This window comes from Micropruina sp., from assembly GCF_047606665.1.
Classification (GTDB): domain Bacteria; phylum Actinomycetota; class Actinomycetes; order Propionibacteriales; family Propionibacteriaceae; genus Micropruina.
The window spans coordinates 144,323-170,249 of record NZ_JASGEF010000007.1 but is presented as its reverse complement, the minus strand read 5'-3'; the positions used below and the strand labels follow the sequence as shown (position 1 = coordinate 170,249).

The following is a 25,927-nucleotide window of genomic DNA, read 5'->3' as shown; positions in this document are numbered from 1 at the left end:
GTGAGGTGGCCATGGTTATCATCCACGCCATGCCTGCGCGCCAGAAGTACCTCAGGTGATGACGATGCCCCGTACTGTCGATGAGATCCTTCAGCACGCCGATCAGCTTGCGGCCAGATTTGAGGATTACGAGCCCAATCCGGCGGACGAACTTGACCCAGGCGCGGTCGCACTATTGCGGGCTGCGATTCAAGAGCGGTCGGACGCGGAGCGGCATGTGCTGGACGCGATCAGGGCAGCTCGAGAGGTCGGCATGTCCTGGTCGGCTATCGGCCTGTTCGTGGGAACCTCGGGAGAGGCCGCGCGGCAGCGCTACGGCAGCAAGGTTGCCTGAGCAACCGCTGATCGCCGGCGCCCGCCGCTTCTTCCCGATTCAGAGGACGCCGCAACTGCTGAGCCAGGCGCGGGTGTCGTCGTCGTCCACCCACAGGTGCGCCTGCCAGCCGGCGGCCAGCGCGCCGTCCACGTTCTCGGGGCGGTCGTCGATGAAGGCGATCTCGGACGCAGCCACGCCCAGGTCGGCGGCGGCGTGGTCGTAGATCTCCCGCTTCGGCTTGGCCGCACCGATCAGCGCGGAGACGTAGACCCGGTCGATGTGCCGCCGCCAGGGCGCGGCGTTGATGGCCTCCCCGAGCGGTCGCGGCGCGTTGGAGAGCAGGCCGATCAGGCGTCCGGACGCCTTGGCGTCCACGATCAGCTGCTCGGCGGACGGCCGGATCCGGGTCCAGATGGTGGCGTCCGTGCTCGCCAGCAACTCCACGTTCTCGGCGGACGCCGGGACGCCCAGCCGGGTCAGCAGCGGACCCCAATAGGCCTCGTCGGAGGCGCCCTCGTCGTACTCGCGGCGTCCGGATCCGTGCCAGTAGGCGGCGATGAAATCGTCGGTGGGGACGCCGAGCAGCCCGGCGGGATGGGAATAGATGTCGGGCGGCGAGGAGAGCACCTGGCCCAGGTCGAAGACGACGGCACGGATCATGGACGTCATCATGGCGTCTTCCGCCGCTGGCTTTCTCGTCGTCCGGCGGATGCCGGGATCTCAGCGTCGTGCTGACTGCACGATCCCGAGATCGCGGGGCGGGGCCGGGATGACGAGGTGACTCAGAACACCAGCACGGCCCGATGCTCGCTGTTGGTGTCCGCCCACGCGGTCGCGATGTCGTCCAACGGGTAGGCGACGGCGTCCACCTGGACGGTTCCGGACGCGAGCAGCTCGGCGTAGCCGGTCGCCGCGCGGGCCAGCGCGTCGTGGGCGACCGAACCCGCGCCGCTGCCGCGTAGCGTGACCGACCGGCTGCGCAGCACCGCCGCAGGCACGGCCGCTGTCGCTCCGGCCGCCGCGCCGATCTCGACGTAGTTGACCGGGTGGACGACGGTGGCCAGGCCGCGGGTGCCGAGTGCGGTCAGGGCGGCCTCGGCGACCGGACCCCACAGGAAGTCGAGCACCAGATCGGGCTGGTACTCGGCGACCGCGTCGCCCAGCGCCCCGCCAGCCACCGTCTCGCCAGCCAGTGACACCGTGGCGCAGCCGCCGAGTTCGGCGGTCCGGGCCAGGGCGTCGGGGTTGCGGCCGGCGGCCAGCACGCGCTTGACGCCGAGTGCTCGGCAGTTCTGGACGGCGAGGCGTCCGGCGCTCCCGGTGGCGCCCAGGACCAGCACGGACGCCTCCGCCGGGACGTCCAGATAGGCGGTCAGCGGCAGCCAGGACGCCATGCCGGGGTTCATTCCGGCCGCGAGCGTGACCGGGTCGGCGCCGGAGGGAACGGGCAGCACCAGCCGGACGGCGGCCCGCTCGGCGAAGGTGCCGTAGGGATCGGCGGTGAAGCCGGTGTAACACAGCCCGCCGTCCGCGGTGCGGGCGACGGCGTCGACGCCTGGGATCTTCGGCCACGTGTCGGTCGAGCCGTAGTGGCGTCCGGAGGCCAGGCCGCGAACGACCGGATGAATGCCTGCCGCGACGATCTCGACGAGCTGGACGCCGGGGCCTGCTTCGGGCTCGGCGAACGTTCCGGCCGCCGGGGTGGCGCCGGGAGCGGTGACGACTGCTGCACGCATGACGACTCCATTGAACGATGTTAAATGCCTCGTCCACGAGTGTGCCTTAACATTGTTCAATGATCAAGCCGGGGGGAGTCGGGCGCGGGCTGACCCGCGACCAGATCGTGGCGGCCGCCTTCGAGGTGCTCGACGAGCACGGGCTCGACGGCCTCACCATGCGCAAGGTGGCGGCACGCCTCGGGGTGCAGGCGGCGGCGCTCTACTGGCACATCTCGGACAAGGCCGATCTGCTCGACGAGATGGGCACGAGCATGTGGCGCACCGCGACGGTGGCGCTGTTCGACGAGCCGGACGACGACCTGGCTCGCGGGCTGACCGAGGCCGCCCGGAGGATGCGGGCCGCCATGTTGGCGCACCGGGACGGCGCCACCGTCTTCGCCGGCCGACGGCTCACCGACGTCGGTCTGATCCAGGTGCAGGAACGGCCCCTCGCCGTCCTCGTCGCCGCCGGCCGGAGTCTCGAGGACATCCTGGACACCTGGCAGATCGTGATGCACTTCACCATCGGCTGGACGGCGGAGGAGCAGGGGGTGAGCCAGGCCCGCGAGGCGGATCCGAGCAGCTACGACCTCGCCGAACGCGACGCCCGGCTCGGCGCCGATACGCATCCATTGATGGCCCATGCCGGCCACCTGATGTTCGCCGATCCGCAAGCCCGGTTCGAGCGCGTTATCGCCCGCCTGGTCACCGCGCTCACCGCGTCCGCCCCGTAGGCCCTCCCTAACTACTTCAGCCCTGCCACATGCGGGAGGGCTGAAGTAGTTAGGGAGGGGGTGAGGGGCCGGGGCGTCGCCGGGTGGGCGTTGGCGTCCCCTCGCACGGGTGCGGGCCGAGGCGCCTCGCGATGCGGTGGACCGGCAGGGGGTGTGGCATTCTGCTCGGTGGCCTCAGCGGTGGACGCTGAGCGCGACCTGAGTTCGCGTCCGTGATCGGACGGTTCCGCGGGCAGCACGCAAGGAAGGCAGCGATGGGCATCAATCGGCTCCGGCCGCGGGTGCAGTCCTACCGGGTGCGGGTCGCGGTCATGCTGGTCGGCGACGTGGTCGCGCTGGTGGTGCAGATGATCGTGCCGCTGGTGCTGGCCGGGGCGATCGACGGTCCGGTGGCCACCGGCGATGTCGACGGGCTGTGGCGCAGCGTATGGATCCTGGTCGGGTTGATGGTGCTGGAGGCGCTGGCGTTCCTGGCCCGGTTCCTGCCGACCCCTGACGGGGCGAATCTGGAGTACGAGCTGCGGACCGATCTGTTCGGCAGGTTGTTGCGGCAGCGGCCGTCCTATCATCACCAGACCGGGACCGGTCATGCGGTCGCCCGGCTGGTGGGCGATGTGGAGCAGATCGGCTTCTGGTACACCCAAACCTCCGCGATGCTGGTGTCCACCGTCGCCAGTCTGGTGGCTGCCACGGTGATGATGGTGGCGATTCAGCCGGTCTTGGGCGTGGCCGCGCTGGCCGCGTTGTCGCCGTTGACCTGGGCGATGTGGCGGGCCCGCAACCAGATGCGTCAGGCGTTGGCCGACGCCCGTCGGTGTGCCGGCGATCTTGCCGCGGCGAGCGAGGAGTCCGCGGTCGGGGTGCGGGTGTGGAAGGGGGTCGGCGGCGGGCCGTCCGTCCGAGCCCGGTTCGACCGGCTCTCCGGGCTGGCTCGCGATGCGCGGATGCTCGTGGTGGACGCCTCGTCGCGCAGTTTCGGGGTCACCCAGGGCTATCCGATGCTGGTGCTCGCCGGGCTGATCGTGGCGGGGATCGCGCTGGTGGCGCACGGTGTGCTCAGTGTCGGTGAGCTGGTCGCGTTCGCGGCCTACTTCGGCCGGGTGCAGTTCCCGCTGACCGCGCTCGGATTCAATCTGGCGACGATTCAGGCGGTGACCGTGGCGGCCGAGCGGCTCGGCGACGCGTTCGACACCGACGAGCGGGTGCGTGGCCCGCAGGAACCCGCGCCGATGCCGGTGGGGGGCGGCGCGCGGCTCCACTTCGACGATGTGCATTTCAGCTACCCGGACGCCGACGCTCCGGTGCTGTCCGGTGTCGACCTGGAGGTCGGAGCGGGCGAGACGGTGGCGTTGGTCGGCGCGACCGGATCGGGCAAGAGCACGCTGGCTTCGCTGGTGAACCGGTTGGCCGACCCGACCTCAGGCCGGGTGCTGATCGATGGCCGCGATGTGCGCGACCTTGACCCGGCCGAGTTGCGCGCGCAGGTCGGCGTGGCTTTCGAAGAGGCCGTGTTGTTCTCGCACAAGGTCACCGACAATCTGTGGGCCGGACGCCCCGGTGTCACCGAACGGCGAATGGCCGAGGCGATCGACGTGGTGCAGGCCCGGTTCGTCGATGACCTGCCGGACGGCCGCGACACCGTCGTCGGCGAGCGCGGGCTGACGCTGTCCGGTGGGCAGCGGCAACGGCTCGCGCTGGGTCGGGCGCTGTTGGGACGTCCCCGCGTCCTGATTCTGGACGACCCCACCTCGGCGCTGGACGTGCGCACCGAGGCGGCGCTGCTCGGACGCCTGCGCGAGGTCGTCGCCGGCACCACGACCCTGCTGATCGCCCGGCGTCCGACGACGGCGATGCTGGCCGACCGGGTCGCGGTGCTGCAGGACGGACGGGTGGTCGCGGTCGGCAGCCACCAGGAATTGCTGAAGACCAGCGCCGAGTATCGCCGGGTGATGATCGCGGACGACCAGGCCAGCGCACACGACCAGTCCGGCGCAGACGACCAGTCCAGCGCGGAGGAAGCCTGATGAGCGGCATCGCGACACGAGGTCCGGTGCGGCTGATGGTGGGGTTGGCCCGGCCGTATCGCCGGCGGCTGGCGCTGCTGCTGACCGTGTCGGTCGTGGTGGTGGCGCTGCAGCTGATCGGGCCGCGCCTGGTCGCCTTCGGCATCGAGGCGGCGGTCGAACCCACCCGCCGCGGCGACTACGGTCCGCTGACCTGGATCGCCGTCGTGTTGCTGGTCGCGGGCGCCCTGACCTGGGTGCTCACCGTGGTGGCGCGCCGCGGCATCGGCCGGATCGGCGAGGCGGTCACCTACGACCTGCGCCGCGAGGTGGACGCCGCCTTCGCCCGGCTGCCGATCGCCTACCACGAGCGGTGGTCGACGGGTGTGATCGTCTCCCGGCTGACCGCCGACGTGGACACGGTCAGCACGGTGTTCGCGATGGTGCTGTCGGGCATGCTGACCGCCGCGCTGATGGTCGTCGGCGTCCTGGTCGCGATGCTGCTGCTGGACGTCGTGGTCGCCGGCACGGTGCTCGCCGCGCTGCTTCCGGTGCTGGTGCTGATCACCTGGCGGGTGCGCCGGATGGCTCCGACCCGGATCGCCGAACGGGACGCCATCGCGCAGGTCACCGCCCGCGCGGTCGAGCCGCTGGGCGCCGTTGCGGTGGTGCAGTCGCTGGGCGCCGAGTCGCTGCACAGCGACGAGTTCGACCGCAGCGCGGCGACGCTGCGGCAGCTGTCCCGCCGATCACCGCCACGATGAGCACCTATTACGCGTCGATGGCCGCCGGCATCGCGCTGGCCACCATGGCCACCCTGACGGTCGGCGGGCTCCGGGTGATGGACGGCGCCATGCCGCTGGGCGCGCTGGCCGCCTTCATCCTTTACGTCGGCATGCTGTTCAGCGCCGTCCAGTCGTCCGCCAACATGATGGATCAGCTGCTGACCGCGTTCGCGGGGGCCCGGAAGATCACCGAGTTCCTGTCCGCCGAGCCGAGCGTGCCCGAGCCGCCGCACCCGGTGCCGCTGGCTCGTCCGGTGCGCGGCGAGATCCGGTTCGACTCGGTGAGCTTCGGGTACAGCGACGAATCCCACGAGATCACCGGCCTCGACCTGACGCTGCGGCCCGGCCAGGTGGTGGCGATGCTCGGGTCGACCGGTGCCGGCAAATCGACCATCGCGAAGCTGATCGCCCGCTTCTACGACCCGACGTCGGGGCGCATCCTGCTGGACGGCATCGACCTGAAGGACATCGCCGAGGCCGAGTTGCGCTCCACGGTCGTGCTGCTCACCCAGGAGATGTTCCTGTTCTCCGGAACGATCGCCGACAATCTGCGGTTGAGCAGGCCGGACGCCACCGATGCGCAGGTCGCCGAGGCGGCGATGGCGGTCGGCGCGCATCACTTCATCGCGGCGCTGCCGGACGGGTACGACACCGACGTCCGACATCGAGGCACCCGGCTCTCGGCCGGGCAGCGCCAACTGCTCGCCTTCGCGCGCGCCTTTCTCGCCGACCCGGCGGTGATCATCCTGGACGAGGCGACCGCTTCGCTGGACATCCCCACCGAGCGCGCACTGCACCATGCGCTGCGCACGCTGCTCGCCGGACGCACCGCGCTGATCATCGCGCACCGGCTGTCCACCCTGGACATCACCGACCGCGTCCTCGTGGTCGAGGACGGCCGGATCGTGGACGACGGAACCCCCGCCGAATTGCTGGCCAAGGGCTCGGGTGCGTTCGCCGCGCTCTATCGCGACGCCCACGGCTCGTAGGGAATCGCCTCACGGGATTGCCGCGTTCGAGCGACGGCGTCCCGACCAGGTCGCGTACCGCTAGGCGCGAGGGGGGCGAACTCGCTGTGCGGACGACTACGAGGCGGCGCTGCAGGCCGATCCAGCGGCGGTCGCGTTCTGCTACGGACGCGCCGCCGCGTCCTGCCGGCGGGTCGGCGTCGGTTGGGTGATGCAGACGAAGACCGAGGCCACGCGGCAGAAGCGGCTGGCCGAGTTGATCGCCGACTCGGCGTCCGGACGGCTGATCCGGACACAGCGCTACGGCGAACTAGCCAAGTGGGCTCGACCGGACTGACTGATACCCCGCCCAACGGGCGTACTTGTGCCGATTCATGGCGAGCGGCCCGCTGGTTAGGGTGAACAGGACCCCGAAGGAGCTTTCCATGTACGGATTCCTGCCGCGCCTCAGAGCGCCCCTTGTCACGCCGGAGGCCCCCGCCGCGTCGCGGGGCGCTCGCGCCGCCACGGTGGTGAGCGCCAGTCGGCTGCTCGCCCCGACCGGGCCGGTTTCGCCCGAGGCGCCGGCGATCGGGCTCTCGCACCTCAGGCTCGACTCGGCGGAGCTCTTCGACGCCATCTCGCAGCCGGCGGCCGATCTGGTGGCGAACGGACGCCTCACGAAGGTCTTCGTCGACCAGCGCGATCCGGCGCATCCCCAGGTCGCCTTCGTGAACAGCAATTTCGTCCGCAATGGCTCGATCCCCGATGCCGCGAAGTACCACTACTTCTTCGGACGCGAGGTCTTCGGCGTCCCCGAAGGTCTGGACGAGTTCAACCGGATCACCTATTTCACGCCCGGCCCGAAGCGGTACATCGCCGGCGTCGTGCACAGCTATGCGCTGGCCGGACGCCCGCCGGTGCTCGGCATTCAGTTCTACCCGCAAGACGTGGTCGCCGAAGAGGATCTGCGCGACGCGGTGCTGGTCGTCGCCGCCCAGATCGCGCTGCCCGGCATGACGCTCGCCTTCGTCCAGACCGGCACCCAGCAGACCACGGCACGGGTGGCGTCCGATTTGATCGCGGGCGGCATCGACGTGCTCACCCTGGACGACATTCTCGGTTCGGTGACCTATATTCCGCTCAACCAGGGCGAGGCCTGGGGGCATCTGCGGATCTTTCCCACCGATCCCGACGATCTGCGGCCAACCGACATCGTCGTCCTCGACCAGTTGCCGCTCGATCTCTCGGTGGTCGCCGGGGTGCTGACCAAAGCCGTCCAGGACACGAATTCCCATGTGAACCTGAAGTCGAAGGAACGGAACACGCCGAATGCGGTGCTCCGCGATGCCGGCCCGGAGCATCCGCGGCTGGCGCCGTTCGCCGACCAGCCGGTGCATTACGTCGTCCGGGCCGACGATTATCTGATCGAGCCGACCACCGACGAGGTGATCGCCGAGAAGCTTGCCGAACGGATGAACCGTCCGTTGGTTCCGCTGGGCTGGGAGCCGGAGACGACGCTGCGCAGCTACGACGAGATGGGCGAGGTGGGCGCGGAGGAGACGCTGGCCTTCGCTCGCAAGTACGGCTCCAAGGCCGCCAATCTCGGATTTCTGCGGCATCCGGAGGTGCTCGGCCGGGCCGATCAGCCGGGGACGCCGAGCGCCGTGGTCGGCTATGACCTCACCCCGGACGGCTTCGCCGTGCCGTTCCAGTTCTACGCCGATTTCGTCGCCCACCCGCCCAATGCGGCCTTGCGCGCGGCGATCGACGAACTGGTCACCAAGGAACGCGCGGGCGACCTGGCACCGCGCGACCTCAAGGAACTGGTGACGAAAGTCCAGGACGCCTTTCTGGCCGCCGAATTCCCACCCGGACAACTGGACGCCGTCCGCGCCCGGGTCGATGCGCTGGGGGTGAAGAAGCTCAAGGTGCGTTCGTCGGCCAACGCCGAGGACATTCCCGGCTTCGACGGCGCCGGCCTGTACGACAGCTTCTCGGTGAAGACCAAGGTGGCCGACCAGCCGTGCCAGACCTGCACGATCGTCGAAGAGGCCGACGACGACGGCGGCGAGACCAAACGCAAAGTCGACCCACGCTCGCTGGGCTGCGCGATCAAAGGTTGCTACGCCAGCCTGTGGAACAAGCGGGCCGTCGACGAGCGCGCATTCGCCCGCATCGACCAGACCACCGTCGCGATGGGACTGGCGGTCGTCCCCGCCTACGACAACGAATCCGATGTCGCGGCCAACGCGGTCGTGGTCACGCGGGTATTGAACACCGACGCCGTCTACGGCTATTCGTTGTCGGTGCAACAGGGCAACAACCTGGTCACCAACCCCGACCCGAGCACGCACAGCGAACTCACCATCGCGGCATTCATCTCCGACGACGAGCCGATCAGCCTGACCGTGACCCGATTCGCCAAGCCCAAAGCTGACGAGCCGCAACTCACCGCGCCGGTGCTCACCAATGCCCAGATGATCGCCCTGGTCAACATCGTCCGAACCGTCGAACGCGCCTACTGCCGGGCCAACCCCGACTACTATCCGGGCTCCTGCGACTTCGTGACCGCCGACAACGAGAAGCCCCGCTCGCTCGACCTGGAGATCAAGGTGCTGGCCGACGGACGCTTCGTGGTGAAGCAGGTGCGCGAGTTCGGCGGTCGGTAGCGGCGGCGTCCCGGCATAGATCGAGCGATTGGATATACACTCGCCGGCGTCCCTCGAACACAGGAGTCGTTTCGCCGATGAACGTCCGCCCAATGAACGTTCGTGACGCATTCCGGCCGGAGAACAAGCGGCGGCGTTACCTCGAGGTCGAGGCGGCGCTTGCCGAGGCACAAGGGGAGATGGGGCTCATTCCGCCGGACGCGGCGATCCAGATCGCGGCCACGGCGCGCAGTGCGACCCTCGACCCGGACCATCTTGCCGTCCGAGTGGAGGCTCACGGGCACATGATGATGGCGCTCGTCGAGGAGCTTGCCGAGGTCGTCGGAGAACACGGCGGGTGGGTGCATTGGGGTGCCACCACGCAGAACATTCAGCAGACCGGCGACATCCTGATTCTCCGCGACGTGCACGCGACGATCCTGGGCTTGGTGCGTGACGCGCTGCTGGCCGCCGCTGAGCTGATCGATCGGACGGCCGCGCTGCCGATGGCCGGACGCACCCACTGGCAGCACGCCGTCCCGATCACCTTCGGGCTGAAGGTGGCGGCGTGGAGCGACCAGTTCGTCCGGCATCATGAGCGGCTGCTACAGCTCGAACCCCGCCTGCTGCAGTCGATGACCGGGGGCGCGGCGGGCACGTTCGCGTCGTTCGGCGTCCGTGGCATCGAGTTGCAGGCGAAGGTTGCGGCGCGCCTGGGACTGTCCCCGATGGCGGTGCCGTCGCGGGCCGTCGTCGATCACCTCGCCGAGTTCGTCCTGCTGCTCGGGCTGATCGCGGCGACCGCGCAGACGATCGCCGAAGAGATGCAGCTGCTGAACACGCCCGAGCACGGCGAGGCATCCGAGGCCATTCCGCCAGGCCAGGTGGGCTCGTCGACGATGCCGCAGAAACGGGTGGCGCCGCACCTCGGGACGACGATCATCGCCGCCGCGCATGCGCGGGCAGCCGTGCCGCTGGCGCTGGAGGCCATGCTGCAATCGCATGAGGTGGACGGCAGCCGCTCGGTCCTGATGGATCGGAGTCTGGAGCAGGCATGCGTGGGTGCTGTCGAAGCCATGGACGCCGTGGTCGGGCTGCTTCGGGGCCTGCAAGTCTCGCCGGAGCGGATGCGGGCAAACCTCGATCTGACCGGCGGACTGATCAACGCCGAGGCAGTCATGTTGCGCCTCGGTGACGTGCTCGGACGCCAAGAGGCCCACCACGTCGTCCACCACGCGGTCGAACGGGTGAACAACGAGGCCATTTCGTTCAGCGACGCCTTGCGTCGGGACCGACGGGTGATGGCGGTGCTGTCGGACGACGAGATCGCGATGCTGCTCGACCCGACCCGCTACACCGGCCTCAGCGAGCAAGTGGCGCGAGCGGCCGCGGATCAAGCGCGGGCGGCCGCAGGCGCGACGGACGACGACAGGTAGCTGAGCGTCCAAGCCCGGGTGATTCTGGCCAAAAGTCTGGCTAGAATATGGGTCATGAAGACGATGCCGGTGAGCGAAGCAAAGGACCAGCTGTCGGCGCTCGTGGAGGCTGTCGAAGGGATCCATGAGACGGTGGTGATCACTCGGCACGGGAGGCCCGCCGCCGTGCTGGTCTCCGCGGACGAGTTCGAGTCCCTCAGTGAAACCGCGTTCTGGGCCGCGGTGCCGGGCATCGCCGACGATCTGGCGGAAGCCGACGCGAGCATTGCGCGCGGCGAACGGACGAGCGTCGCAGAACTCCGTGCCCTTCTGGCCGAGCGGCGCGCCGGTGCCTGATCTGTTCCAGATCAACATGACGCCGCCGGCCGTGCGAAGTGTGACGCGGCTTGCCCCCAAATTCGCCGACGCGGCGCTGCGGTTCATCGACGGCCCGCTGGCCGAGAACCCGCTGCGGGTGACGAAGCCGCTGCATGGTGAACTCGCCGGGCTGCGCAGTGGCTACGTCGGTACGTCCTACCGTGTTCTCGTTCGGGTCGACGTGGCCGAGCGGGTCGTGCACGTGGTGGCGATTGCTCATCGCTCCGACGTGTACCGGCCTCGCTGAAAGGGCATGGTTCGGAGCCGGTAACCCGACAATTGCGAGAAGGTGGTGCGGGCGGCCGCGGATCGGGCGTGGGCTGCCGCACGCGAGGCGGTCAGTGCATCCAGAGGCTGCTGATCGGCAGCAGGTGGAGCCACTCGTGGAGGTGCGCGACATTGGCTCCGCCGTGCAGCACCACCCCGATGACGGTACGGTCGGGGTGGTCGAGGCGGAAGCGTTCCAGTCCCGCCCACGCCTTTGCGGTGACCGTCTGGGTGCTCTTCACTTCAATGGCGACCAGCCGGCCGTCCGGTAGCTCGGCGACGATGTCGACCTCGTCGCCAGCGTGGCTGCGATAGTGGAAGAGCCGGGCGGGATCCGTGCTCCAGGTCGTCTGTTTGTGAAGCTCGAGCGCCACGAACTGCTCGATCAGCATGCCGAAGTACTCACGTCCGCCGATTGCCGTGGCTTGAGCTTCGGTGAATCTGGCGAGATAGGCAGCGAGCCCGGTGTCGTTGAGGCAAACCTTGGGCCGTCGTGAGACGCGTCCGCGCGGGGATCGTCCCCACGCCGGCAAACTGGTGACCAAACGCATCGCGGTCGCCAAACGCAGATAGGCGTCCACGCTGTTCTCGGCGACCCCCAGGTCGCGGGCAAGCCGTGCTTTGACGAGTTCGGCGCGGCCGCCTGAGGCGATGAGTTCGAGCAACGTGCGTAGATGGTCGGCGTAGCCGCCGTGCTGGAGTTCGCGGGCGTCATGGTTGGTCAGGCGTTCTATATAGGACGAGAACCAGCGCGCGGTGCGCGTCGGCTTGCGCAGAGTCGCCTCGGGGTAGCCACCGCGCACGACGGGGGACGGGGTGAGCGCTGGGAACGCCGAGCCCTGGGCGCCGGACGCCAGCCAGGTCAGAAAGTCCTCGGGTGTCTGACGACGATTGATCTCGCCCTGACTCAGCGGCATCAACTCGATGGTCTCGGCACGTCCGGCCAGGGAGTCGCCGACCCCTTTGACTTGGAGCAGATCGGTAGAGCCGGTCAGGAGAGCCCGTCCCGGCCGCCGATCGCGATCGACCAGGGCTTTCAGCGGCAGAATCAGGCCGGGTGCCCGTTGCGCCTCATCGATCACGAGCAAGCCGTCTCCGGCTTGCTGGACGAAGAAGGCGGGGTCAGATCGTGCCACAGCGAGGGTGGCGGGATCGTCAAGGGTGACGTGCAGAGCGGTCGGGACCGACCGGGCCAGTTCGGCCGCGAGCGTGCTCTTGCCGACCTGGCGCGCACCCTGGATCATGACCACAGGAGTGTCGGTCAGTGCCTCACGGGCGACCCATGAGACGTGGCGAGGGAACAGTCCGAGCGTCTCCATGGAGATCATCCTGCCACTGGACTTGCAGATTTTCAGGGTCAAACTTGCAGATTTTCCGAGCCAGACTTGCAGGTTTTCGGCGCGTGGGAAGACGGTGGAGTGGCCGAGGCTGGCCACGGCTGCCCGTAGCGGATGACGTCCCCATGGCTGCGCAGCGCTGGCTAGATCTGATCCTGCGCCTGCGGCCACAGGGAGCCGGTCTAGGTGGTCCCAGACGAGGAGCGTGGTCAGTCTGCACTGATCAGCTTGTGCTGTTCACCTCGGTCGGACTCCAGGCGCTCCATGGCGTCGAGAAGGCGGCGTGCGTTGGCGGGGGAGCGCATCAGGTAGGCGGTCTCCTTCAACGCCTCGTAGTCCTTCAAGGAGACGATGACGACGGGCTCATGCCCGGCGCGCGCGATCACGACCTCCTCATGATCGTTGACAACCGAATCGAGCACCTCGGCGTACCGGGCCCGAAATTCTGTGTAGCCGAGAGTCTCCACTGCACTTCCTCTATCTGTACAGAAAACGTACGTCCGGGGCGCTTCGCCATGGTGGCGCTCAGCCGATCCCGCGCATCAGGTCGATCAGCACGGGCGTCGCGGGACGATGGATTCGGCCCCTTGCGCAGGGAGGCTAGACCGGCGATCTTCATAGCTGGCGAGAATCTGTCAAGAGATTGGACAGCAGACTGGGTGCCAGACGCGGGATCGCGCCGTAGCGACCGGCGAGGTACCGTTTGGCGACGTTGTCCGACGAACGTCCCGGGAAATCGGCCACACTGAAAAGCTCGGTGACACCATCCGCGCCCTTTTCGGTAAACCAGATCTGCTCCGGGTTGAGCGAAAGACTGGTCTGAGGTGCCAAGAGAAGAGTGTCGTGGCTGGTGAAGACGAGTTGGGCCCCGCGCGTGTTGAGGCTTCGATCCTGGAACATCTCGATGAGCAGCGTCGACAGCTGTGTGTGCAGACTGGCGTCGATCTCGTCGATGCAGAGCAAAGAACCTGCGCGCAACGCGTTGACCGCCGGCACCGCCAGCGAGAGCCATGAGATGGTCCCGGTGCTCTCTTCCTCGATCCCTAGTCCGCGCGTTGTGTCGAACTGGCCTCGATGAATGAAGTTCAGGCGATGGAATACTTCGTCCACGGTGATCGGTTCGATTCCATCTGCGATGTCGCCATCGGCCGGGGCGAGTGAGGAATTCAAAGCCTGGATCACCGCGCGGAGTGCTTCTGGGGCCTGCTCCTCTTCGATCGACACCGATTCGATGCCTATGTCCGCGATGCGAAGCAGAGTCACGATCTCATCGAAACGGGTGTGACCTTCACGTACCGCATCGATGAGGGACGCGATGCGGCGCGAACGGTCGAGGTCGCTGAAGGTGGCGAACTCTATGCCGTCGACAATCGCTTTCCACACCCGAGTCAACTGGTCATGCTCCAGTTGTGCGCCGCGAGAGAGCATCAGCTCCCTGGGTGCGGTTGACGCCGCGATCGCCGCCGGACGCGCGAATGCCCGGCCGAACTCGAACACCGCGCTGCCGGATGTATCTCGCTGGAAGATGAGGCGTCGTCGCCCGGTCGGGTAGTCGATGAGCCACTCGCGGAGCACCCCGGACGCGTTCAGTGTGAATCCGTACTCGTGCCGAACGCCGTCAACGACCATGTCGAAGGTGAAGGAGGACGGCGCGTCTCGAGACGAGTCCAGCCGGAACGGCGTCCGAGGAACCGACCGACGCGCGAGCCAGGTCGATGCGGAGTGCCGAACCGCCGTCTGCGCGTAGTGCAGCGCATTGAGCACGGTGGACTTGCCCGATGCGTTGGCTCCGAAGATGCCGGCCACCGGGTAGATGACCCCCTGCCAGTCGCCGTCGTCGGGGCGCTGGGTCTTGAGGCGCGAGCTGACCAAGTCCAGCTCGGCCCGATCACGGAGAGACTTGTGGTTCTCCGCGGAGAACCTGAGCAGCATCATGCCCCAAGAGTGCGTTAAAGAGCGTCTCTACGTCAATTTCTTACGAAATTTGCTCTTAAAACGCAGAGACATGCACAGAGGGCGAGCCAACGGCGCGTGGCCAAAGGTCGGCGGCGCTGGCTGTCGGCGGGTGGTCAGGCGTCCTGCCGATGGGTCGCCAAGAGACCCTTCATAGCCCCAGCAGCTCGATGGCGGCCATGGCGGCGTTGTGACCGCCTACGCCGCTGACGCCGCCGCCGCGTCGGGCACCGGCGCCACAGAGCAGAATGCCGTCGTGGCCGCTGTCCACGCCCCAGCGGCGGGCGGGGGTGTCCAGGGGATCGTCGGCGTCCGCCCACGGCCAGGACAGCGAACCGTGGAAGATGTTCCCGCCCGGCATCGCCAGGGCGTCCTCGATGTCACGGGTGGTCTTCACCTCCAGGCAGGGCTCGCCGTTGCCGTCGATGGCCAGCAGCGGTTCGATCGGTTCGGCCAGCACCGAATCGAGCGTGGCCAGCACCGCGGCACGCAGCTCGGTGCGCAGCGGGTCGTTGCCGTGGCTGTCGACCAGCCGGTCCGGCACATGCAGCCCGAACAGGGTGAGGGTCTGCCAACCCTGCGCGCGCAGTTCGGGGCCGAGGATGCTCGGGTCGGTCAGCGAATGGCAGTAGATCTCGGCCGGCAGCGGATCGGGCACCGCATCGGCGGCCGCCCGCGCGTAGGCGGCGTTGAGCTGGGTGAGGGTCTCGTTGATGTGGAAGGTGCCGCCGAACGCCGCCTCGGGCGCGATCTGCTGACGCAGCCGGGGCAGCCGGGTGAGCAGCATGTTCACCTTGGCCTGCGCGCCCTCGACCCGCGGGGCGTCCTCGCCGAGCAACCGAGCCAGCACGGACGGCGCCGCCCCGCACAGCACCAGGTCGGCACCGAGTCGATGCTCCTCGTCGCCGTGGCGCCAAGTCACCTCGCCGTCCGGGGTCACCGAGGTCACCTCGGCCGAGGTGATCAGCGTCGCCCCGGCCGCCTCCGCGGCCGCGCGCAGCCCGTCGCTGACCACGCCCATGCCGCCCACCGGAACGTCCCAGTCGCCGGTGCCGCCGCCGATCACGTGGTACAGCAGGCAGCGGTTCTGCTCGAGGCTGGGGTCGTCGACGGCGGCGAAGGTGCCGATCAGGGCGTCCGTCGCGATCACGCCGCGGACCAGGTCGTCGGCGACGGCGTCCGAGATCATCTCCTGGATCGGACGCTCGCACAGGGCTGCCCAATCGGCTCCGACAAGCTCTTTCGCCCGCTCACGGGTGGGCAGTGGATCGGTCAGGGTGGGGAACAGCGCCTGCGCCACGGCCGTGGTGCGGTCATAGAACGAGGCGAAGCCGGCCGCGTCGCCGGCGGCGCCGATGGATGCGAACGAGGCACGGGTGGCGTCCGGATCACCGTTGTCGATCAGCAGGCCGCGATCAGTGCCCGGTATCGGGGTGTAGGACGAGTAACGGCGCCGGGCCAGCCGCAACGGAACGCCCAGGTCGTCGATCACCTGCTTCGGCATCAGGCTGACCAGGTAGGCGTAGCGCGAGAGCCGGGCGTCCACGCCGGGGAACGCCGGCGCCGACAGCGCCGCGCCACCGACGTGATCCAGGCGCTCCAACACGGTGACCGCCGCCCCGGCCCTGGCCAGGTAGGCCGCCGCGGTGAGGGCGTTGTGGCCGCCGCCGATGATCGCGATCGTCTTCTGCATCGAATGCCTTTGCTCGTCGAATGTCACTGCCTGAGGTCCACCATTGTCGCTAGTGAAGCGCTGATCATTCACGTCATCCCGTGCTCCGACACGGGATCTCCGGCGGGAGAGATCCCGGATCAAGTCCGGGATGACGTGAATGAAGGTCCCGGATGACGTGAATGATCAAGCGTTTCCTCAGCGGGCCAGGCCGTTCGGTTCCGGCGATCCCTGTCCGCCGGTCGTCGAGCCCATCCAGATCGAGATCCGTTGCGCCGCGAGCAACGCGAGCGGGCCGATCTCGCGGACCTTGGACGGCGTCATCCGGGACGCCAGCGCCGACACGCTGAGCGCCCCCGTGGTGGTCAAGCTGGCGCGGGTGTTGTTGCTGGCGCCGGTGTTGGCCGTGATCGCGGCCGGTCAACGCGGTGGTCACGGCGTCCGTGGCGGTCAGCCGTTGGTCCCGCTGTTCGTCGCCGGCTTCCTGGCCGCCGTGCTGGTGCGCAGCCTGGGAGTGCTGCCCGCGCCGGTGCTGCAACTGGCCGGCCTGCTGCAGACCGGACTGCTGTCCGCGGCCATGTTCGCCCTCGGCATCTCGCTGCACGCCTCGGTACTACGCCGGGCCGGACTCCGTCCGGTCTTGCTCGACCTGATCGCCACCGTCGTCGTCGGCCTGCTCGGTCTGGTTACCTGCGGGCTCGCCTGAGCTTGCGATTAGACCTCGGCCTGCGTGGCAGTGGCGTCGTGCAGGATGAGGTCGGTGGCCTGGGCGGCGACCTCTCGCATCTGTGCGGTGATGGCGCGTAGTTGCCGGTCGTTGTCGATCCACTGCTGGTAGAGCTCGGCTTCGGTCTGGGTGAGTCTTCGGGTCACGGTTTTGCCGTCGACCTTGGCGGTCCACTGCCAGTAGGGGCCATGCATCTGCGGTGGGTCGGCGCGGCAACGGCAGTTCTGGTTGGCGCATCGGGTGTGGCGCCGGGTGATGCTGCCCGCGGCGATGTAGCCCACGTCAGCGAGCTGTGCGGCGAGCGTGCGGTAGCGCCGCTGCAGTACCGCTAGTCGTTGCGCCGTTGAGCGTGCCATGGCGGACTCCCGTCGGTCGGTGGTCGGCGTGTCGGATCGATTCCCTGTCCGATCGCAGACAGTATATCTACTGTCTGAGGAGGCATGGATGATCACTCCCACCACCGACCGTCCACCAAGCGTTGCTGGTGACCTTCAGCACCTACGAAACGTCCGCGCCGGCTTCCACGGGGCCTGGACCAGGTGGCCCGACGCCAGTTTCGAGCTGTGCGAGGCGATGCTGTGCGCGCCCACACCGATCTCCTCGGTGCCGGCATTGAGCCTGGAGCCGGTCTTCCGCCGTTCCCACGGCAGCCTCTACAAGGCCCTGAACCGCGGTGAGTCGACAATGAAGCGATGCGGGACCTGCTGGCCGCCCACCGCCCGGCCATCAAAAGGGCCGCATGACCCCATCACCGAGGTTTAATCGCAAGCTGAGGATGCGCTGATCAAAGTCCCTCCATCGTCATCCCGGACTTGATCCGGGATCTCTCCCACCCGAGATCCGTGTCGGAGCCCGTGATGACGTGAATGATCAGACGTGAATGATCAGCGCTTCCCTAACAGACGCGAAATGTAGCGGGGTCACGATTCGCCAACCTTCCGGTGTCGGCGCGTCGCGTTGCCCCGAGCCTGAGCCGCTAGAGGATACAGCTCTCCCAGGTCGGGCCGCCTCGTGAGGGCGAATAGGGACGGCGCCACACTCCAACGAAGATATAGCAGACCGGCAACACCGGCCGCCCCATCAGGGTCGTTCACGTCCACTTCGTCCAAAGTCGCGTCGCCCCAGCACACTGCGCGATAGGTCACAGCGCCGCCAGGATCCTGAACTCTGAATGCAGCAAACGGCACTATTCGCGTCAGTCGATGTCCCGTCTCTTCAAGTACCTCGCGTCTGCCCGTGTCCAACCAACTCTCACCCCCGCTACGAGTGCCACCCGGTATCATCAATCGAAGATCGGAAAGTATCACGGCCAAGCACGTATTATCAGACCGAAATGGTATGACGTAGGTGTGACTAATCGCACCCTCGGGAATCGTATCCAGAGCTGTCGACGGGCGGAGCGAAACTGAGAGGCCAGCCACAACCATCTCTTTAGCAAGATGGGGGAAGGTGTGACTACTCAGCGGGAATAGTGAACTCATTTCGCACCTTCCTGAAAAGTCGCGACTGTGGGTCGATCGCGCAGTCGGGAAATCGCCGGATGAGTTCGCGGTCGTAGGTGTTCCGCACAGCGATCTCGTGATGCCATACGTCGACGATCCCAGCGGCAGCGACGCGCGAGTTCCACAGGTAGACGTCCGTCGCCAAGCCGTGATCGCCGCTGGCGACGTTGAGATAGCGTCGGTAGCGCGGTGCGCTCAGCCAGCGCTCGGCTTGAACGGAGCCGAAGGGCTGATGCGATGGTGCCGACACGCTGTTATCGTAGAGACATCGCCCCGTGGACAACGGCCCTCTGTCTGGCTCAGCCGGTTAGGCACCGCGGGGCTTTGTCTCGCCCGGATGACGGCCTGGCGGCCCGGTCGGCCCAAGAGGTTCCGTTGAGCCAATCACTCGTTCTGCTCGGTCTGGTCACCTGCTGGTTTGCCTGACGGTGCCTGTCCGGACGCCGGCGAGGTCTCCGCGTCGGGTGTATCGGACGTTGTCGCCGGGGGTTTCGGAGCTGCTACCCGGCGGCGGTAGCGGCGCGCGATCGGCCAGGCGATCACCGCGCCGATCAGGGCGAACGGGAGGATGCCACCGAGCACGGTGAACAGCACTGCGATCGAGTTCTGCAGTGCCTCCCAGCCCTGGGCCAGTCCGGTCAGGAAGGGATTCTGTGGGTCGGGCTGATCGGGCCTCAGCAGCGTGACGGTGACCGGTGCCCGCTCCACCTGGTTCTTCAGCGCCTTCTGCTTGGCCAGCAGCGCCTCCAGTTCCGACTGCCGCTCGGTCAGCTCGTTCTCGACCCGGGCGATCTCGGTGATCGAGCCGGCCTTGTCCATCAGGGCTCGGATCCGGCCGATCGACTCGCGCAGCGTCCGGATCCGGGCCTTGACGTCCACTACCTGTTCGGTGACGTCCCGCGCGGTGACCGACCGGGTGACCAACTCGCCGAGCTTTGCGGCGTCCGTCATGAACCGGTCGAGGTTCTCGGTCGGCACGCTGAGCACGATGCGGGAGCTGGCGTCGGCCGAATCCGCGGTCGTCCAGATCGATTCGGACGCCACGAAGCCGTCCATGCTCTCGGCCAGCTGCCGCAGCTGTCCGGCGGTCGCCGCCAGGTCGGTGCAGCGCAACGACAGCGCCCCGGTCCGGACGATCTGTCGTTCGTCGGCCCGGCTGGCCTCGCTGGGCGCCGCAGTCGCGGCCGGTAAGACGCCGTCGGCCGCTCGGCCCACCTCCGGCGCGCTGACCGACGGTGTGGTCTGGCTGCAGCCGACCAGCCCGATCACCCCGGACAGCAACAGAGCAGGAAGCCACCGGCGAAGTCGAGACGCACCCATGCCCTCAACCACGCGGGCACGGGCAGATACGTTGCAGCGTCCGTCGATTTCCGCGATGCCCGCGGGACTGGAGAGGTCCGCTCGAACCGGTTTTGGGTGGTTATCACCGGGCTGCCCGGCGTCAGGCCGGCCTTGAGCCGGTTTGTGGTTGAAATGGCGCCGGGCAGCCGAGCTGAGATCAACCAGAAAGTGGTTCGAGCATGAATCGGTGCCGCTCCGGCCCTTCGTAACCACTAGAAACCGGTTCGAACTCACCCGTCTTCTGGCGAGCCACGTAATTCGAGGCCGATCTGTCCGGCGTCCACCACGGCCAACGCATGGGTGAGCACCTCGGCATCGAAGACGCCGTCGTCGCGGGCGTCCAGCAGCGCCGTCCGTTGTGCCTGCAGGACGTCGAGTTCGACGCGTTTCAGTTCGCGTCCGGAAACCCGTGTGCGTTCCTGCTCAGCGGTCTGCCGGAGCAGATCGAACAGCCGTTCCCGCTCCTCGGCTTCCCCCTGGCGGTCCTCGTCGGTGACCGGACGGCTCAACTTGCCCACCACCAGCGGCAGTGTGGCGCCCTGCAGCAACAGCGAGCCGCCGGCCAGCACGAACGCGACCAGCAGCAGCATCGGGCGTCCCGGCGTGTCGGACGGCAACGTCTGCGCGGCGGCCAACGACACCGCGCCGCGCATGCCGGCCCAGATCAGCAAGCCGCCCTCGCGCGCTCCGATCGGGTTGCTGACCAGATAGTCGACGGTGGCCCGCTCGCGCCGCAGCCGGGTGAGGACCTGGGTGATCCGTTCGGCGCTCCAGGGGGTTCGCCAGCCCTTCCGGGCGGCCGCGACCTGGGCCGCTTTCGCCGCCATCGCCGCGTTGGCCGGCCCGGCTCGACGTGGATCGGGCGCAAACGGTGGCTGGGGGACGGCGTCCGGATTCGCCAACCGTCGCTCCAGGTAGTCCTGCCAGATGGTCATGCGTTCCTGGCGGCTCTGCTTGCGTCGGGTGCGACGGGTGATGGTGGCGACCAGCAAGGCGACATAGATCGCCCGGATCACCACCGTGCCCAGCAGCCCGACCGCGGCCACCCATGCCACCGTCGCCATCGCACCATGGCTGTGGTCGGCATGGGTGATCAGGCCATGCAATTGCAGCCCCATCAGACCGAAGATGCCGCTCTCCAGCACCAACTCGATGGTCTTCCAGTTCTGCCCGTCCGAGAGCCGGGCGCGCGGCGACAGCAGTCGCGGCGCGCCGTAGCCGGCGACCAGGCCGGCGGTCACCGCCGCCACCAGTCCGGACGCCCCGAGCTGCTCGGCAGGCACCGCTGCCAGGAACGGGGTGGCGTAGGAGATCACCGTGGACGGCGCCGGATCGTCCAGCTTCGAGCGCAGCCACAGGTGCAGCCAGCCGACCACGAAGCCGATCAGCGCCGCGGCGGCGACCGCCCACAGGAAGTCGAGGACGACGCCACCGAGGGCGACACTGCCGGCCGCGGCGGCCACCGCCGAACGCAGCAGCACCAGCGCGCTGGCGTCGTTGAGCAGGCTTTCGCCCTCCAGCATGGTGAGCACCCGTTGCGGGACGCCGACCCGGCGCGCGATCGCGGTCGCGACGGCGTCCGTCGGACTGACGATGGCGCCCAACGCGACGCCCCAGGCCAGCGAGATGTCGAGCGCGGCGCTGAAGAACCAGCCCAGCGCGAGGCTGCTGACGACGACCAGGAAGACGGACAGGCCGGTGATCGAGCGCAACTCGCGGCGGAAACTCATCGCCGGCATGGACGCCGCGGCCGAGAACAACAGGGGCGGCAGCACCCCGATCAGCACCCACTCCGGTTCGATCTCCAGGCTCGGAAAGCCGGGCAGGAAGCCGATCGCGCCGCCGAAGACGACCAGCAGCAGGGGAGCGGCGATCCGGGTCGCGCCACTCAGCGCCGACGCCCCGGCGATGCAGAGCAGCGCAACGGTCAGCACGATGACGACGTGTTCGGGTTCCACGGGTTCAGCATGCCGTTTCGGCCGGACGCGGAGCCACCGCCGATCGCGCAACCCCATCGATCGAGAACCCAGGGTTGATTGAGCACCCACCGTTGATTTGAGCGTGTCGAATCAGGTCTGCCAGGGTCTCGACAAGCTCGACCAACGGATCGGTCCCGTTCGACCAACGGTCGCTCAGGCCGCCTCTGCCTGGGCCCGCAGGAAGCGTCCGAAGTGCGGCACGGTGAACGCGATCCGGCCGCGCTCGCTGGCGTAGATCAGGCCCTTCTTGATCAGCGCGTCGCGGGCGGGGGAGAGCGACTGGGGCTTGCGGCCCAGGGTCTCGGCGACCAGTGCGGACGGGACGGCGCCCGCGTCGTCGGCGTCGGCGTCCGCCATCGCCCGCAGGTATTCCCGCTCGGCTGCGGTGGCCCGTTCCAGCCGGGAGCCGAAGAAGCCGACCGCGAGCTCGTGCTCGGCCTCGGGGGCGGCTACCGCGACGTCCTCGGCGGTGATCGGCGTGTTCGGCGCGAGGTCCCAAACCACCTTGCCGTAGGCCTGGACGAAATACGGATACCCGCCGGTGATCCGATACATGGCCTCCAGCGCTTCGGGAGTGAACTCGGCACCCTCGTCCGCGGCCGGCGCAGCCAGCGCCAGGTCGGCAGATTCGCGGTCGAGTCGGTCGATCCGGGCGTAGGAGAACAGCCGCTCCGAGTACGACTTGGACGCGCTGAGCACCGCCGGCAGGTGCGGCAGGCCGGCGCCCACCACGATCAGCGGCAGCCCCTGCTGACCCAGCTCGTGGCAGGCCGCGCAGAGCGCGGAGACGTCGTCCGGGCCCAGGTCTTGCATCTCGTCGATGAACACTGCGACGCCTTTGCCCTGGTCAGCAGCCAGTCCGGCAACATCGGTGAGCAACTCGACCAGGTCGATCTCGATGTCGCCGGAGTCGGCCCGACCGGTCACGGTGGGTGCGCTGATGCCCGAGTTCCACCGGTCGTACGCCTTGGTGTTGGCCGGCGCCGCCCGCTCCACGAACGCCTTCAGCGTGGACAGGACGGCGACGGCGTCCGGGTGCCCGAGTTCGCGGATCGCCATGTGCAGCGCGGCACCGAGCGGACGCCGGATGCCCTGGTCGGGGCGAGCCTCCAGCTTGCCGGTGCCCCAGCCGGCTCGGACGGCGAGCGACCGGGTGGCGTTGAGCAGCACCGTCTTGCCCACCCCGCGCAGCCCGACCAGCACGATCGACCGCTCGGGGCGTCCGCGCGCCACCCGCTCCAGGACGAAACGGAACGCCTCCAACTGCGGGTCGCGTCCGGCCAACTCGGGCGGGCGTTGGCCGGCCCCAGGTGCGTACGGGTTTCTGATCGGATCCACGAATGTGACTGTATGGCGATCTCTAGCGATCGCCGCAGATTGCGCGAGAGTGTCGCAGATCGCCGTCCTCATTCAGCGCTTGCGGGTGGCTTGGCGAGTACCCCGCCGACGACCATCGGGGTGCGACCGGGTTCTATGCTCCCGTCATGGGTGGACGCAAGGGGGCGCCGGGCGGCGCGAGCGAACCGCTGCGCGGTGTCGAGCCCTATCCCCGGAATGCTGAGACGCACGACTCGTGGCCCTCGGCGCGCCGGGCGGCCTACCTGCAGGCGCTCGAGGCGATGCATCGGGACGGAACGCTAAGCCGCCGGGAATTCGAGAAGACCATGATCGAGCGCGGTAGGGCCGAGGTCCGATTCGATCGCGAGGCGCCGGCCGCGGAGGGTTTCGAACCTTATCTACGTCCGGGTCTCGGCCTCTTCGAGGATGGTGAATCGACTGCCGGTGGGCCCTCGGCCAGCGATTGGCGACAGCGCGGAGAGTGGACGCCGACCCCAGATCGAGCGGGGAGCGCGGCCTTCTCGAGGATCTCTTGGCGCGGGATCTCGACCCGACGCGTCCCGAGGTAGAAGGTGGACGCGGGCGACGAAGCCCCGGAGAGGAGCCCGGAACACCGCTCTGACCGACCGATCGATCTCCGCGGTGAGCCTGCCGTCGCCTTTGACCTACGGTTACGTAACCGGTAAGTTAGCCCCTCATACGGAGAGTGCCCGTCCGGGCGACTCGAAAGGATTCCCGACGTGTCCGACCCCGCTGTAGACGACTTCGTCCAACTCCTCACTCCGGACGGCGAACGCGTCCGGCACCCGGAGTTCAGCTTCGACGGCAGTGATGAAGCCGTCGCCGGGTATCTGCGCGAAATGGTGCTGGCTAGGCGATTCGATAGCGAAGCCACCGCCTTGCAGCGCAAGGGCGAGCTAGGCCTGTGGCCGCCGTCGCTTGGTCAGGAGGCCGCGCAGGTCGGCTCGGTCAACGCCGTCCGGCTGCCCGACTTCGTCTTCCCCTGCTACCGCGAGCACGCCATCGCGATGCACCTGGGCGTCGATCCGGTCGAGATGCTGACCACCTTCCGCGGCACCGGAATGGCCGCCTGGGCCAATGATGTCGAGGGCATGCACTCCTACAGCTTCGTGATCGGCACCCACACCCTGCATGCCGTCGGCTACGCGATGGGCATGCAGCGCGACGGGCTGGTGGGCAACGCCGACCCGGCCGCCAACGGTGCCACCGTCGTCTACTTCGGCGACGGGGCGACCAGCCAGGGCGACGTCAACGAGGCCTTCATCTTCGCCGCCTCGTACACCGCCCCGGTGGTGTTCTTCTGCCAGAACAACCAATGGGCCATCTCCGAGCCGATCGCGTTGCAGTCGAAGATTCCGCTGTACCGGCGGGCGTCCGGCTTCGGCTTCCCCGGCATCCGGGTCGACGGCAACGACGTCCTGGCCGTGCACGCGGTCACCAGCTGGGCGCTGGAGCGGGCGCGCCGCGGTGAGGGGCCGACGCTGATCGAGGCCTACACCTATCGGATGGGCGCCCACACCACCTCGGACGACCCGACCAAATACCGCAGCAACGACGAAACCGAAAAGTGGCGGCAGCGTGACCCGATCAGCCGGGTGCAGACCTATCTGCAGAACAATGGCGCGATCGATCAGGCCTGGCTGGACGCCCTGGACGCCGAATGCGAAGAGCTGGCGATCCGCGTCCGCGAGGGCTGTGTGCGGCTCCCGGAACCCAAGCTGGACGACTTCTTCGGCTATGCGGTGATCGATCCCGGCGAGGTGCTGCTGGAGCAGTACGACGACTACCTCGAATACGAGGCCGGCTTCGCCGATCACCCGGACGCCGCCGCCGAACACACCCAATCTCAGGTTCAGGAGGCCTTCTGATGCCGACGATGACGCTGGCGAAGGCGTTGAACGCGGGCCTGCGCCGCGCGCTGGAGGCCGACCCGAAGGTGCTGCTGGCCGGCGAGGACATTGGCAAGCTCGGTGGTGTGTTCCGGATCACCGAACATCTGCAGCGCGATTTCGGAGCCGACCGGGTGGTCGACTCGCCGCTGGCCGAATCGGGCATTCTGGGTACCGCGGTCGGGCTGGCCATGCGCGGTTATCGCCCGGTCGTCGAGATCCAATTCGACGGCTTCGTCTATCCCGCCTTCGACCAGATCGTCTCGCAGATCTCCCGGCTGCGCTACCGAACCCACGGCGAGCTGAAGATGCCGATCGTCATTCGCATTCCCTACGGCGGCGGCATCGGCGCGATCGAGCACCATTCGGAATCGCCGGAGACCTACTTCGCGCATACGCCGGGCTTGAAGGTGGTGACCTGCTCGAACCCGCTGGACGGCTATTGGATGGTGCAGCAGGCGATCGCCTCGAACAATCCGATCGTCTTCTTCGAGCCGAAGCGGCGTTACCACGAGAAGGGCGAGGTGGACACCGAGGCCGAGCCGATGCCGCTGTTCCAGGCGCGGGTGGTGAAGCCAGGCGACGATCTCACCCTGATCAGCTACGGGCCGATGGTGCGGACCTGCGTCGAGGCCGCCATCGCGGCCGGCGAGGAGGGCCACGACATCGAGGTGATCGACCTGCGTTCGCTCGCGCCGCTCGACATGGCCACCGTCATCGAGTCGGTGACCAAGACCGGCCGGGCGATCGTCGTGCATGAGGCCGTGATGACCCTCGGCATGGGTGCCGAGATCGCCGCCCGGCTGCAGCAGTCCTGCTTCTACTCGTTGCAGGCGCCGGTTCTGCGGGTCACCGGCTATGACATTCCGTATCCGCCGAGCCGGGTGGAATCCTCGTACCTGCCCGATCTCGATCGGGTGCTCGACGCCGTCGACCGTTCCATGGCCTACTGAG

Annotated in this window: 24 protein-coding genes and 1 pseudogene; 13 read left to right on the top strand and 12 right to left on the bottom strand. The window is 68.1% G+C overall.

Annotated features, from left to right (window positions below):
- The first annotated feature begins 64 nt into the window (after positions 1 to 64).
- Positions 65 to 334 carry a hypothetical protein gene (locus QM619_RS01640; protein WP_415103628.1) on the top strand — a complete coding sequence of 90 codons (270 nt, stop codon included), beginning with the start codon at positions 65 to 67 and terminating at the stop codon, positions 332 to 334.
- A gap of 39 nt (positions 335 to 373) precedes the next feature.
- On the opposite strand, the gene QM619_RS01635 is transcribed toward QM619_RS01640, so the two are convergent.
- Together QM619_RS01635 and QM619_RS01630 are read right to left on the bottom strand one after the other, a co-directional pair.
- Positions 374 to 976: an HAD family hydrolase gene (locus QM619_RS01635; protein WP_415103626.1), complete on the bottom strand. Its 603-nt coding sequence runs from the start codon at positions 974 to 976 to the stop codon at positions 374 to 376.
- A 122-nt stretch (positions 977 to 1,098) separates the two neighbouring features.
- Positions 1,099 to 2,052: a zinc-binding alcohol dehydrogenase family protein gene (locus tag QM619_RS01630; RefSeq protein ID WP_415103624.1), complete on the bottom strand. Its 954-nt coding sequence runs from the start codon at positions 2,050 to 2,052 to the stop codon at positions 1,099 to 1,101.
- A gap of 59 nt (positions 2,053 to 2,111) precedes the next feature.
- Here QM619_RS01630 and QM619_RS01625 point away from each other — a divergent pair, with 59 nt between their 5' ends.
- The 9 genes and pseudogenes from QM619_RS01625 (at position 2,112) to QM619_RS01585 (ending at position 11,194) form a co-directional block, all read left to right on the top strand.
- Positions 2,112 to 2,768, top strand: a complete 657-nt coding sequence (locus QM619_RS01625) for a TetR/AcrR family transcriptional regulator C-terminal domain-containing protein (protein WP_415103622.1) — start codon at positions 2,112 to 2,114, stop codon at positions 2,766 to 2,768.
- Between the two features lie 254 nt (positions 2,769 to 3,022).
- On the top strand, positions 3,023 to 4,792 hold the full coding sequence (locus QM619_RS01620; RefSeq protein WP_415103620.1) for an ABC transporter ATP-binding protein: 1,770 nt from the start codon (positions 3,023 to 3,025) through the stop codon (positions 4,790 to 4,792).
- On the top strand, positions 4,792 to 5,535 hold the full coding sequence (locus QM619_RS01615; protein WP_415103618.1) for an ABC transporter transmembrane domain-containing protein: 744 nt from the start codon (positions 4,792 to 4,794) through the stop codon (positions 5,533 to 5,535). Before QM619_RS01620 ends, QM619_RS01615 begins: the two co-directional genes overlap by 1 nt.
- A complete protein-coding gene (locus QM619_RS01610) occupies positions 5,532 to 6,545 on the top strand; it encodes an ABC transporter ATP-binding protein (RefSeq protein WP_415103616.1) in 1,014 nt (337 codons plus the stop codon). The genes QM619_RS01615 and QM619_RS01610 overlap by 4 nt, the downstream gene beginning before the upstream one ends.
- Before the next feature lie 103 nt (positions 6,546 to 6,648).
- Positions 6,649 to 6,861: pseudogene (locus QM619_RS01605) on the top strand (YdeI/OmpD-associated family protein); the annotation flags it as partial.
- Between the two features lie 88 nt (positions 6,862 to 6,949).
- Positions 6,950 to 9,175 carry a PEP/pyruvate-binding domain-containing protein gene (locus tag QM619_RS01600; RefSeq protein ID WP_415103614.1) on the top strand — a complete coding sequence of 742 codons (2,226 nt, stop codon included), beginning with the start codon at positions 6,950 to 6,952 and terminating at the stop codon, positions 9,173 to 9,175.
- A 92-nt stretch (positions 9,176 to 9,267) separates the two neighbouring features.
- Entirely contained in the window at positions 9,268 to 10,590 is a 1,323-nt protein-coding gene (locus QM619_RS01595; protein WP_415103612.1) for an adenylosuccinate lyase family protein, read from the top strand.
- 54 nt (positions 10,591 to 10,644) lie between these two features.
- Positions 10,645 to 10,926, top strand: coding sequence for a type II toxin-antitoxin system Phd/YefM family antitoxin (locus tag QM619_RS01590; RefSeq protein WP_415103609.1), 282 nt, complete (start codon positions 10,645 to 10,647; stop codon positions 10,924 to 10,926).
- Complete coding sequence (locus tag QM619_RS01585) at positions 10,919 to 11,194, top strand: type II toxin-antitoxin system RelE family toxin (RefSeq protein ID WP_415103607.1); 276 nt, start codon at positions 10,919 to 10,921, stop codon at positions 11,192 to 11,194. The genes QM619_RS01590 and QM619_RS01585 overlap by 8 nt, the downstream gene beginning before the upstream one ends.
- 91 nt (positions 11,195 to 11,285) lie before the next feature.
- Here QM619_RS01585 and QM619_RS01580 read toward each other — a convergent pair whose 3' ends face one another.
- The 5 genes from QM619_RS01580 to QM619_RS01560 all read right to left on the bottom strand — a co-directional run bounded on the left by QM619_RS01580 (position 11,286) and on the right by QM619_RS01560 (position 16,545).
- Positions 11,286 to 12,650, bottom strand: coding sequence for an ATP-binding protein (locus QM619_RS01580; RefSeq protein WP_415103605.1), 1,365 nt, complete (start codon positions 12,648 to 12,650; stop codon positions 11,286 to 11,288).
- A gap of 110 nt (positions 12,651 to 12,760) precedes the next feature.
- Positions 12,761 to 13,018, bottom strand: coding sequence for a type II toxin-antitoxin system Phd/YefM family antitoxin (locus QM619_RS01575; protein ID WP_415103603.1), 258 nt, complete (start codon positions 13,016 to 13,018; stop codon positions 12,761 to 12,763).
- 148 nt (positions 13,019 to 13,166) lie between these two features.
- Positions 13,167 to 14,486, bottom strand: coding sequence for an AAA family ATPase (locus QM619_RS01570; protein ID WP_415103601.1), 1,320 nt, complete (start codon positions 14,484 to 14,486; stop codon positions 13,167 to 13,169).
- A gap of 169 nt (positions 14,487 to 14,655) precedes the next feature.
- Positions 14,656 to 16,197, bottom strand: coding sequence for a phytoene desaturase family protein (locus QM619_RS01565; RefSeq protein WP_415103599.1), 1,542 nt, complete (start codon positions 16,195 to 16,197; stop codon positions 14,656 to 14,658).
- A 177-nt stretch (positions 16,198 to 16,374) separates the two neighbouring features.
- Positions 16,375 to 16,545, bottom strand: coding sequence for a hypothetical protein (locus tag QM619_RS01560; protein WP_415103597.1), 171 nt, complete (start codon positions 16,543 to 16,545; stop codon positions 16,375 to 16,377).
- Between QM619_RS01560 and QM619_RS01555 the strand changes: the two genes are divergently transcribed.
- Positions 16,535 to 16,882, top strand: a complete 348-nt coding sequence (locus QM619_RS01555; protein WP_415103595.1) for a putative sulfate exporter family transporter — start codon at positions 16,535 to 16,537, stop codon at positions 16,880 to 16,882. The genes QM619_RS01560 and QM619_RS01555 overlap by 11 nt on opposite strands.
- Before the next feature lie 8 nt (positions 16,883 to 16,890).
- On the opposite strand, the gene QM619_RS01550 is transcribed toward QM619_RS01555, so the two are convergent.
- The 5 genes from QM619_RS01550 to QM619_RS01530 all read right to left on the bottom strand — a co-directional run bounded on the left by QM619_RS01550 (position 16,891) and on the right by QM619_RS01530 (position 23,063).
- On the bottom strand, positions 16,891 to 17,259 hold the full coding sequence (locus QM619_RS01550) for a DUF6788 family protein (protein WP_415103593.1): 369 nt from the start codon (positions 17,257 to 17,259) through the stop codon (positions 16,891 to 16,893).
- Between the two features lie 1,099 nt (positions 17,260 to 18,358).
- On the bottom strand, positions 18,359 to 18,655 hold the full coding sequence (locus QM619_RS01545; RefSeq protein WP_415103591.1) for a hypothetical protein: 297 nt from the start codon (positions 18,653 to 18,655) through the stop codon (positions 18,359 to 18,361).
- A 134-nt stretch (positions 18,656 to 18,789) separates the two neighbouring features.
- Complete coding sequence (locus tag QM619_RS01540; RefSeq protein WP_415103589.1) at positions 18,790 to 19,725, bottom strand: DUF4349 domain-containing protein; 936 nt, start codon at positions 19,723 to 19,725, stop codon at positions 18,790 to 18,792.
- Between the two features lie 251 nt (positions 19,726 to 19,976).
- On the bottom strand, positions 19,977 to 21,704 hold the full coding sequence (locus tag QM619_RS01535) for a cation:proton antiporter (RefSeq protein WP_415103587.1): 1,728 nt from the start codon (positions 21,702 to 21,704) through the stop codon (positions 19,977 to 19,979).
- Positions 21,705 to 21,878: 174 nt separating this feature from the next.
- The gene (locus QM619_RS01530; protein WP_415103585.1) at positions 21,879 to 23,063 is read right to left on the bottom strand and encodes an AAA family ATPase; all 1,185 of its coding nucleotides are present in this window, start codon (positions 23,061 to 23,063) and stop codon (positions 21,879 to 21,881) included.
- A 740-nt stretch (positions 23,064 to 23,803) separates the two neighbouring features.
- On the opposite strand from QM619_RS01530, the gene QM619_RS01525 reads away from it, so the two are divergent.
- Positions 23,804 to 24,952: a thiamine pyrophosphate-dependent dehydrogenase E1 component subunit alpha gene (locus QM619_RS01525; RefSeq protein WP_415103583.1), complete on the top strand. Its 1,149-nt coding sequence runs from the start codon at positions 23,804 to 23,806 to the stop codon at positions 24,950 to 24,952.
- The gene (locus tag QM619_RS01520) at positions 24,952 to 25,926 is read left to right on the top strand and encodes an alpha-ketoacid dehydrogenase subunit beta (RefSeq protein WP_415103581.1); all 975 of its coding nucleotides are present in this window, start codon (positions 24,952 to 24,954) and stop codon (positions 25,924 to 25,926) included. The genes QM619_RS01525 and QM619_RS01520 overlap by 1 nt, the downstream gene beginning before the upstream one ends.
- Position 25,927: the final 1 nt, after the last annotated feature.

What these genes read in the sequence shown, in the direction of transcription:
- QM619_RS01640 (WP_415103628.1), top strand. Translation starts at nt 65, where the DNA reads ATGCCCCGTACTGTCGATGAGATCCTTCAGCACGCCGATCAGCTTGCG.
- QM619_RS01635 (WP_415103626.1), bottom strand. Translation starts at nt 976, where the DNA reads ATGATCCGTGCCGTCGTCTTCGACCTGGGCCAGGTGCTCTCCTCGCCG.
- QM619_RS01630 (WP_415103624.1), bottom strand. Translation starts at nt 2,052, where the DNA reads ATGCGTGCAGCAGTCGTCACCGCTCCCGGCGCCACCCCGGCGGCCGGA.
- QM619_RS01625 (WP_415103622.1), top strand. Translation starts at nt 2,112, where the DNA reads ATGATCAAGCCGGGGGGAGTCGGGCGCGGGCTGACCCGCGACCAGATC.
- QM619_RS01620 (WP_415103620.1), top strand. Translation starts at nt 3,023, where the DNA reads ATGGGCATCAATCGGCTCCGGCCGCGGGTGCAGTCCTACCGGGTGCGG.
- QM619_RS01615 (WP_415103618.1), top strand. Translation starts at nt 4,792, where the DNA reads ATGAGCGGCATCGCGACACGAGGTCCGGTGCGGCTGATGGTGGGGTTG.
- QM619_RS01610 (WP_415103616.1), top strand. Translation starts at nt 5,532, where the DNA reads ATGAGCACCTATTACGCGTCGATGGCCGCCGGCATCGCGCTGGCCACC.
- QM619_RS01600 (WP_415103614.1), top strand. Translation starts at nt 6,950, where the DNA reads ATGTACGGATTCCTGCCGCGCCTCAGAGCGCCCCTTGTCACGCCGGAG.
- QM619_RS01595 (WP_415103612.1), top strand. Translation starts at nt 9,268, where the DNA reads ATGAACGTTCGTGACGCATTCCGGCCGGAGAACAAGCGGCGGCGTTAC.
- QM619_RS01590 (WP_415103609.1), top strand. Translation starts at nt 10,645, where the DNA reads ATGAAGACGATGCCGGTGAGCGAAGCAAAGGACCAGCTGTCGGCGCTC.
- QM619_RS01570 (WP_415103601.1), bottom strand. Translation starts at nt 14,486, where the DNA reads ATGATGCTGCTCAGGTTCTCCGCGGAGAACCACAAGTCTCTCCGTGAT.
- QM619_RS01565 (WP_415103599.1), bottom strand. Translation starts at nt 16,197, where the DNA reads ATGCAGAAGACGATCGCGATCATCGGCGGCGGCCACAACGCCCTCACC.
- QM619_RS01550 (WP_415103593.1), bottom strand. Translation starts at nt 17,259, where the DNA reads ATGGCACGCTCAACGGCGCAACGACTAGCGGTACTGCAGCGGCGCTAC.
- QM619_RS01540 (WP_415103589.1), bottom strand. Translation starts at nt 19,725, where the DNA reads ATGGGTGCGTCTCGACTTCGCCGGTGGCTTCCTGCTCTGTTGCTGTCC.
- QM619_RS01520 (WP_415103581.1), top strand. Translation starts at nt 24,952, where the DNA reads ATGCCGACGATGACGCTGGCGAAGGCGTTGAACGCGGGCCTGCGCCGC.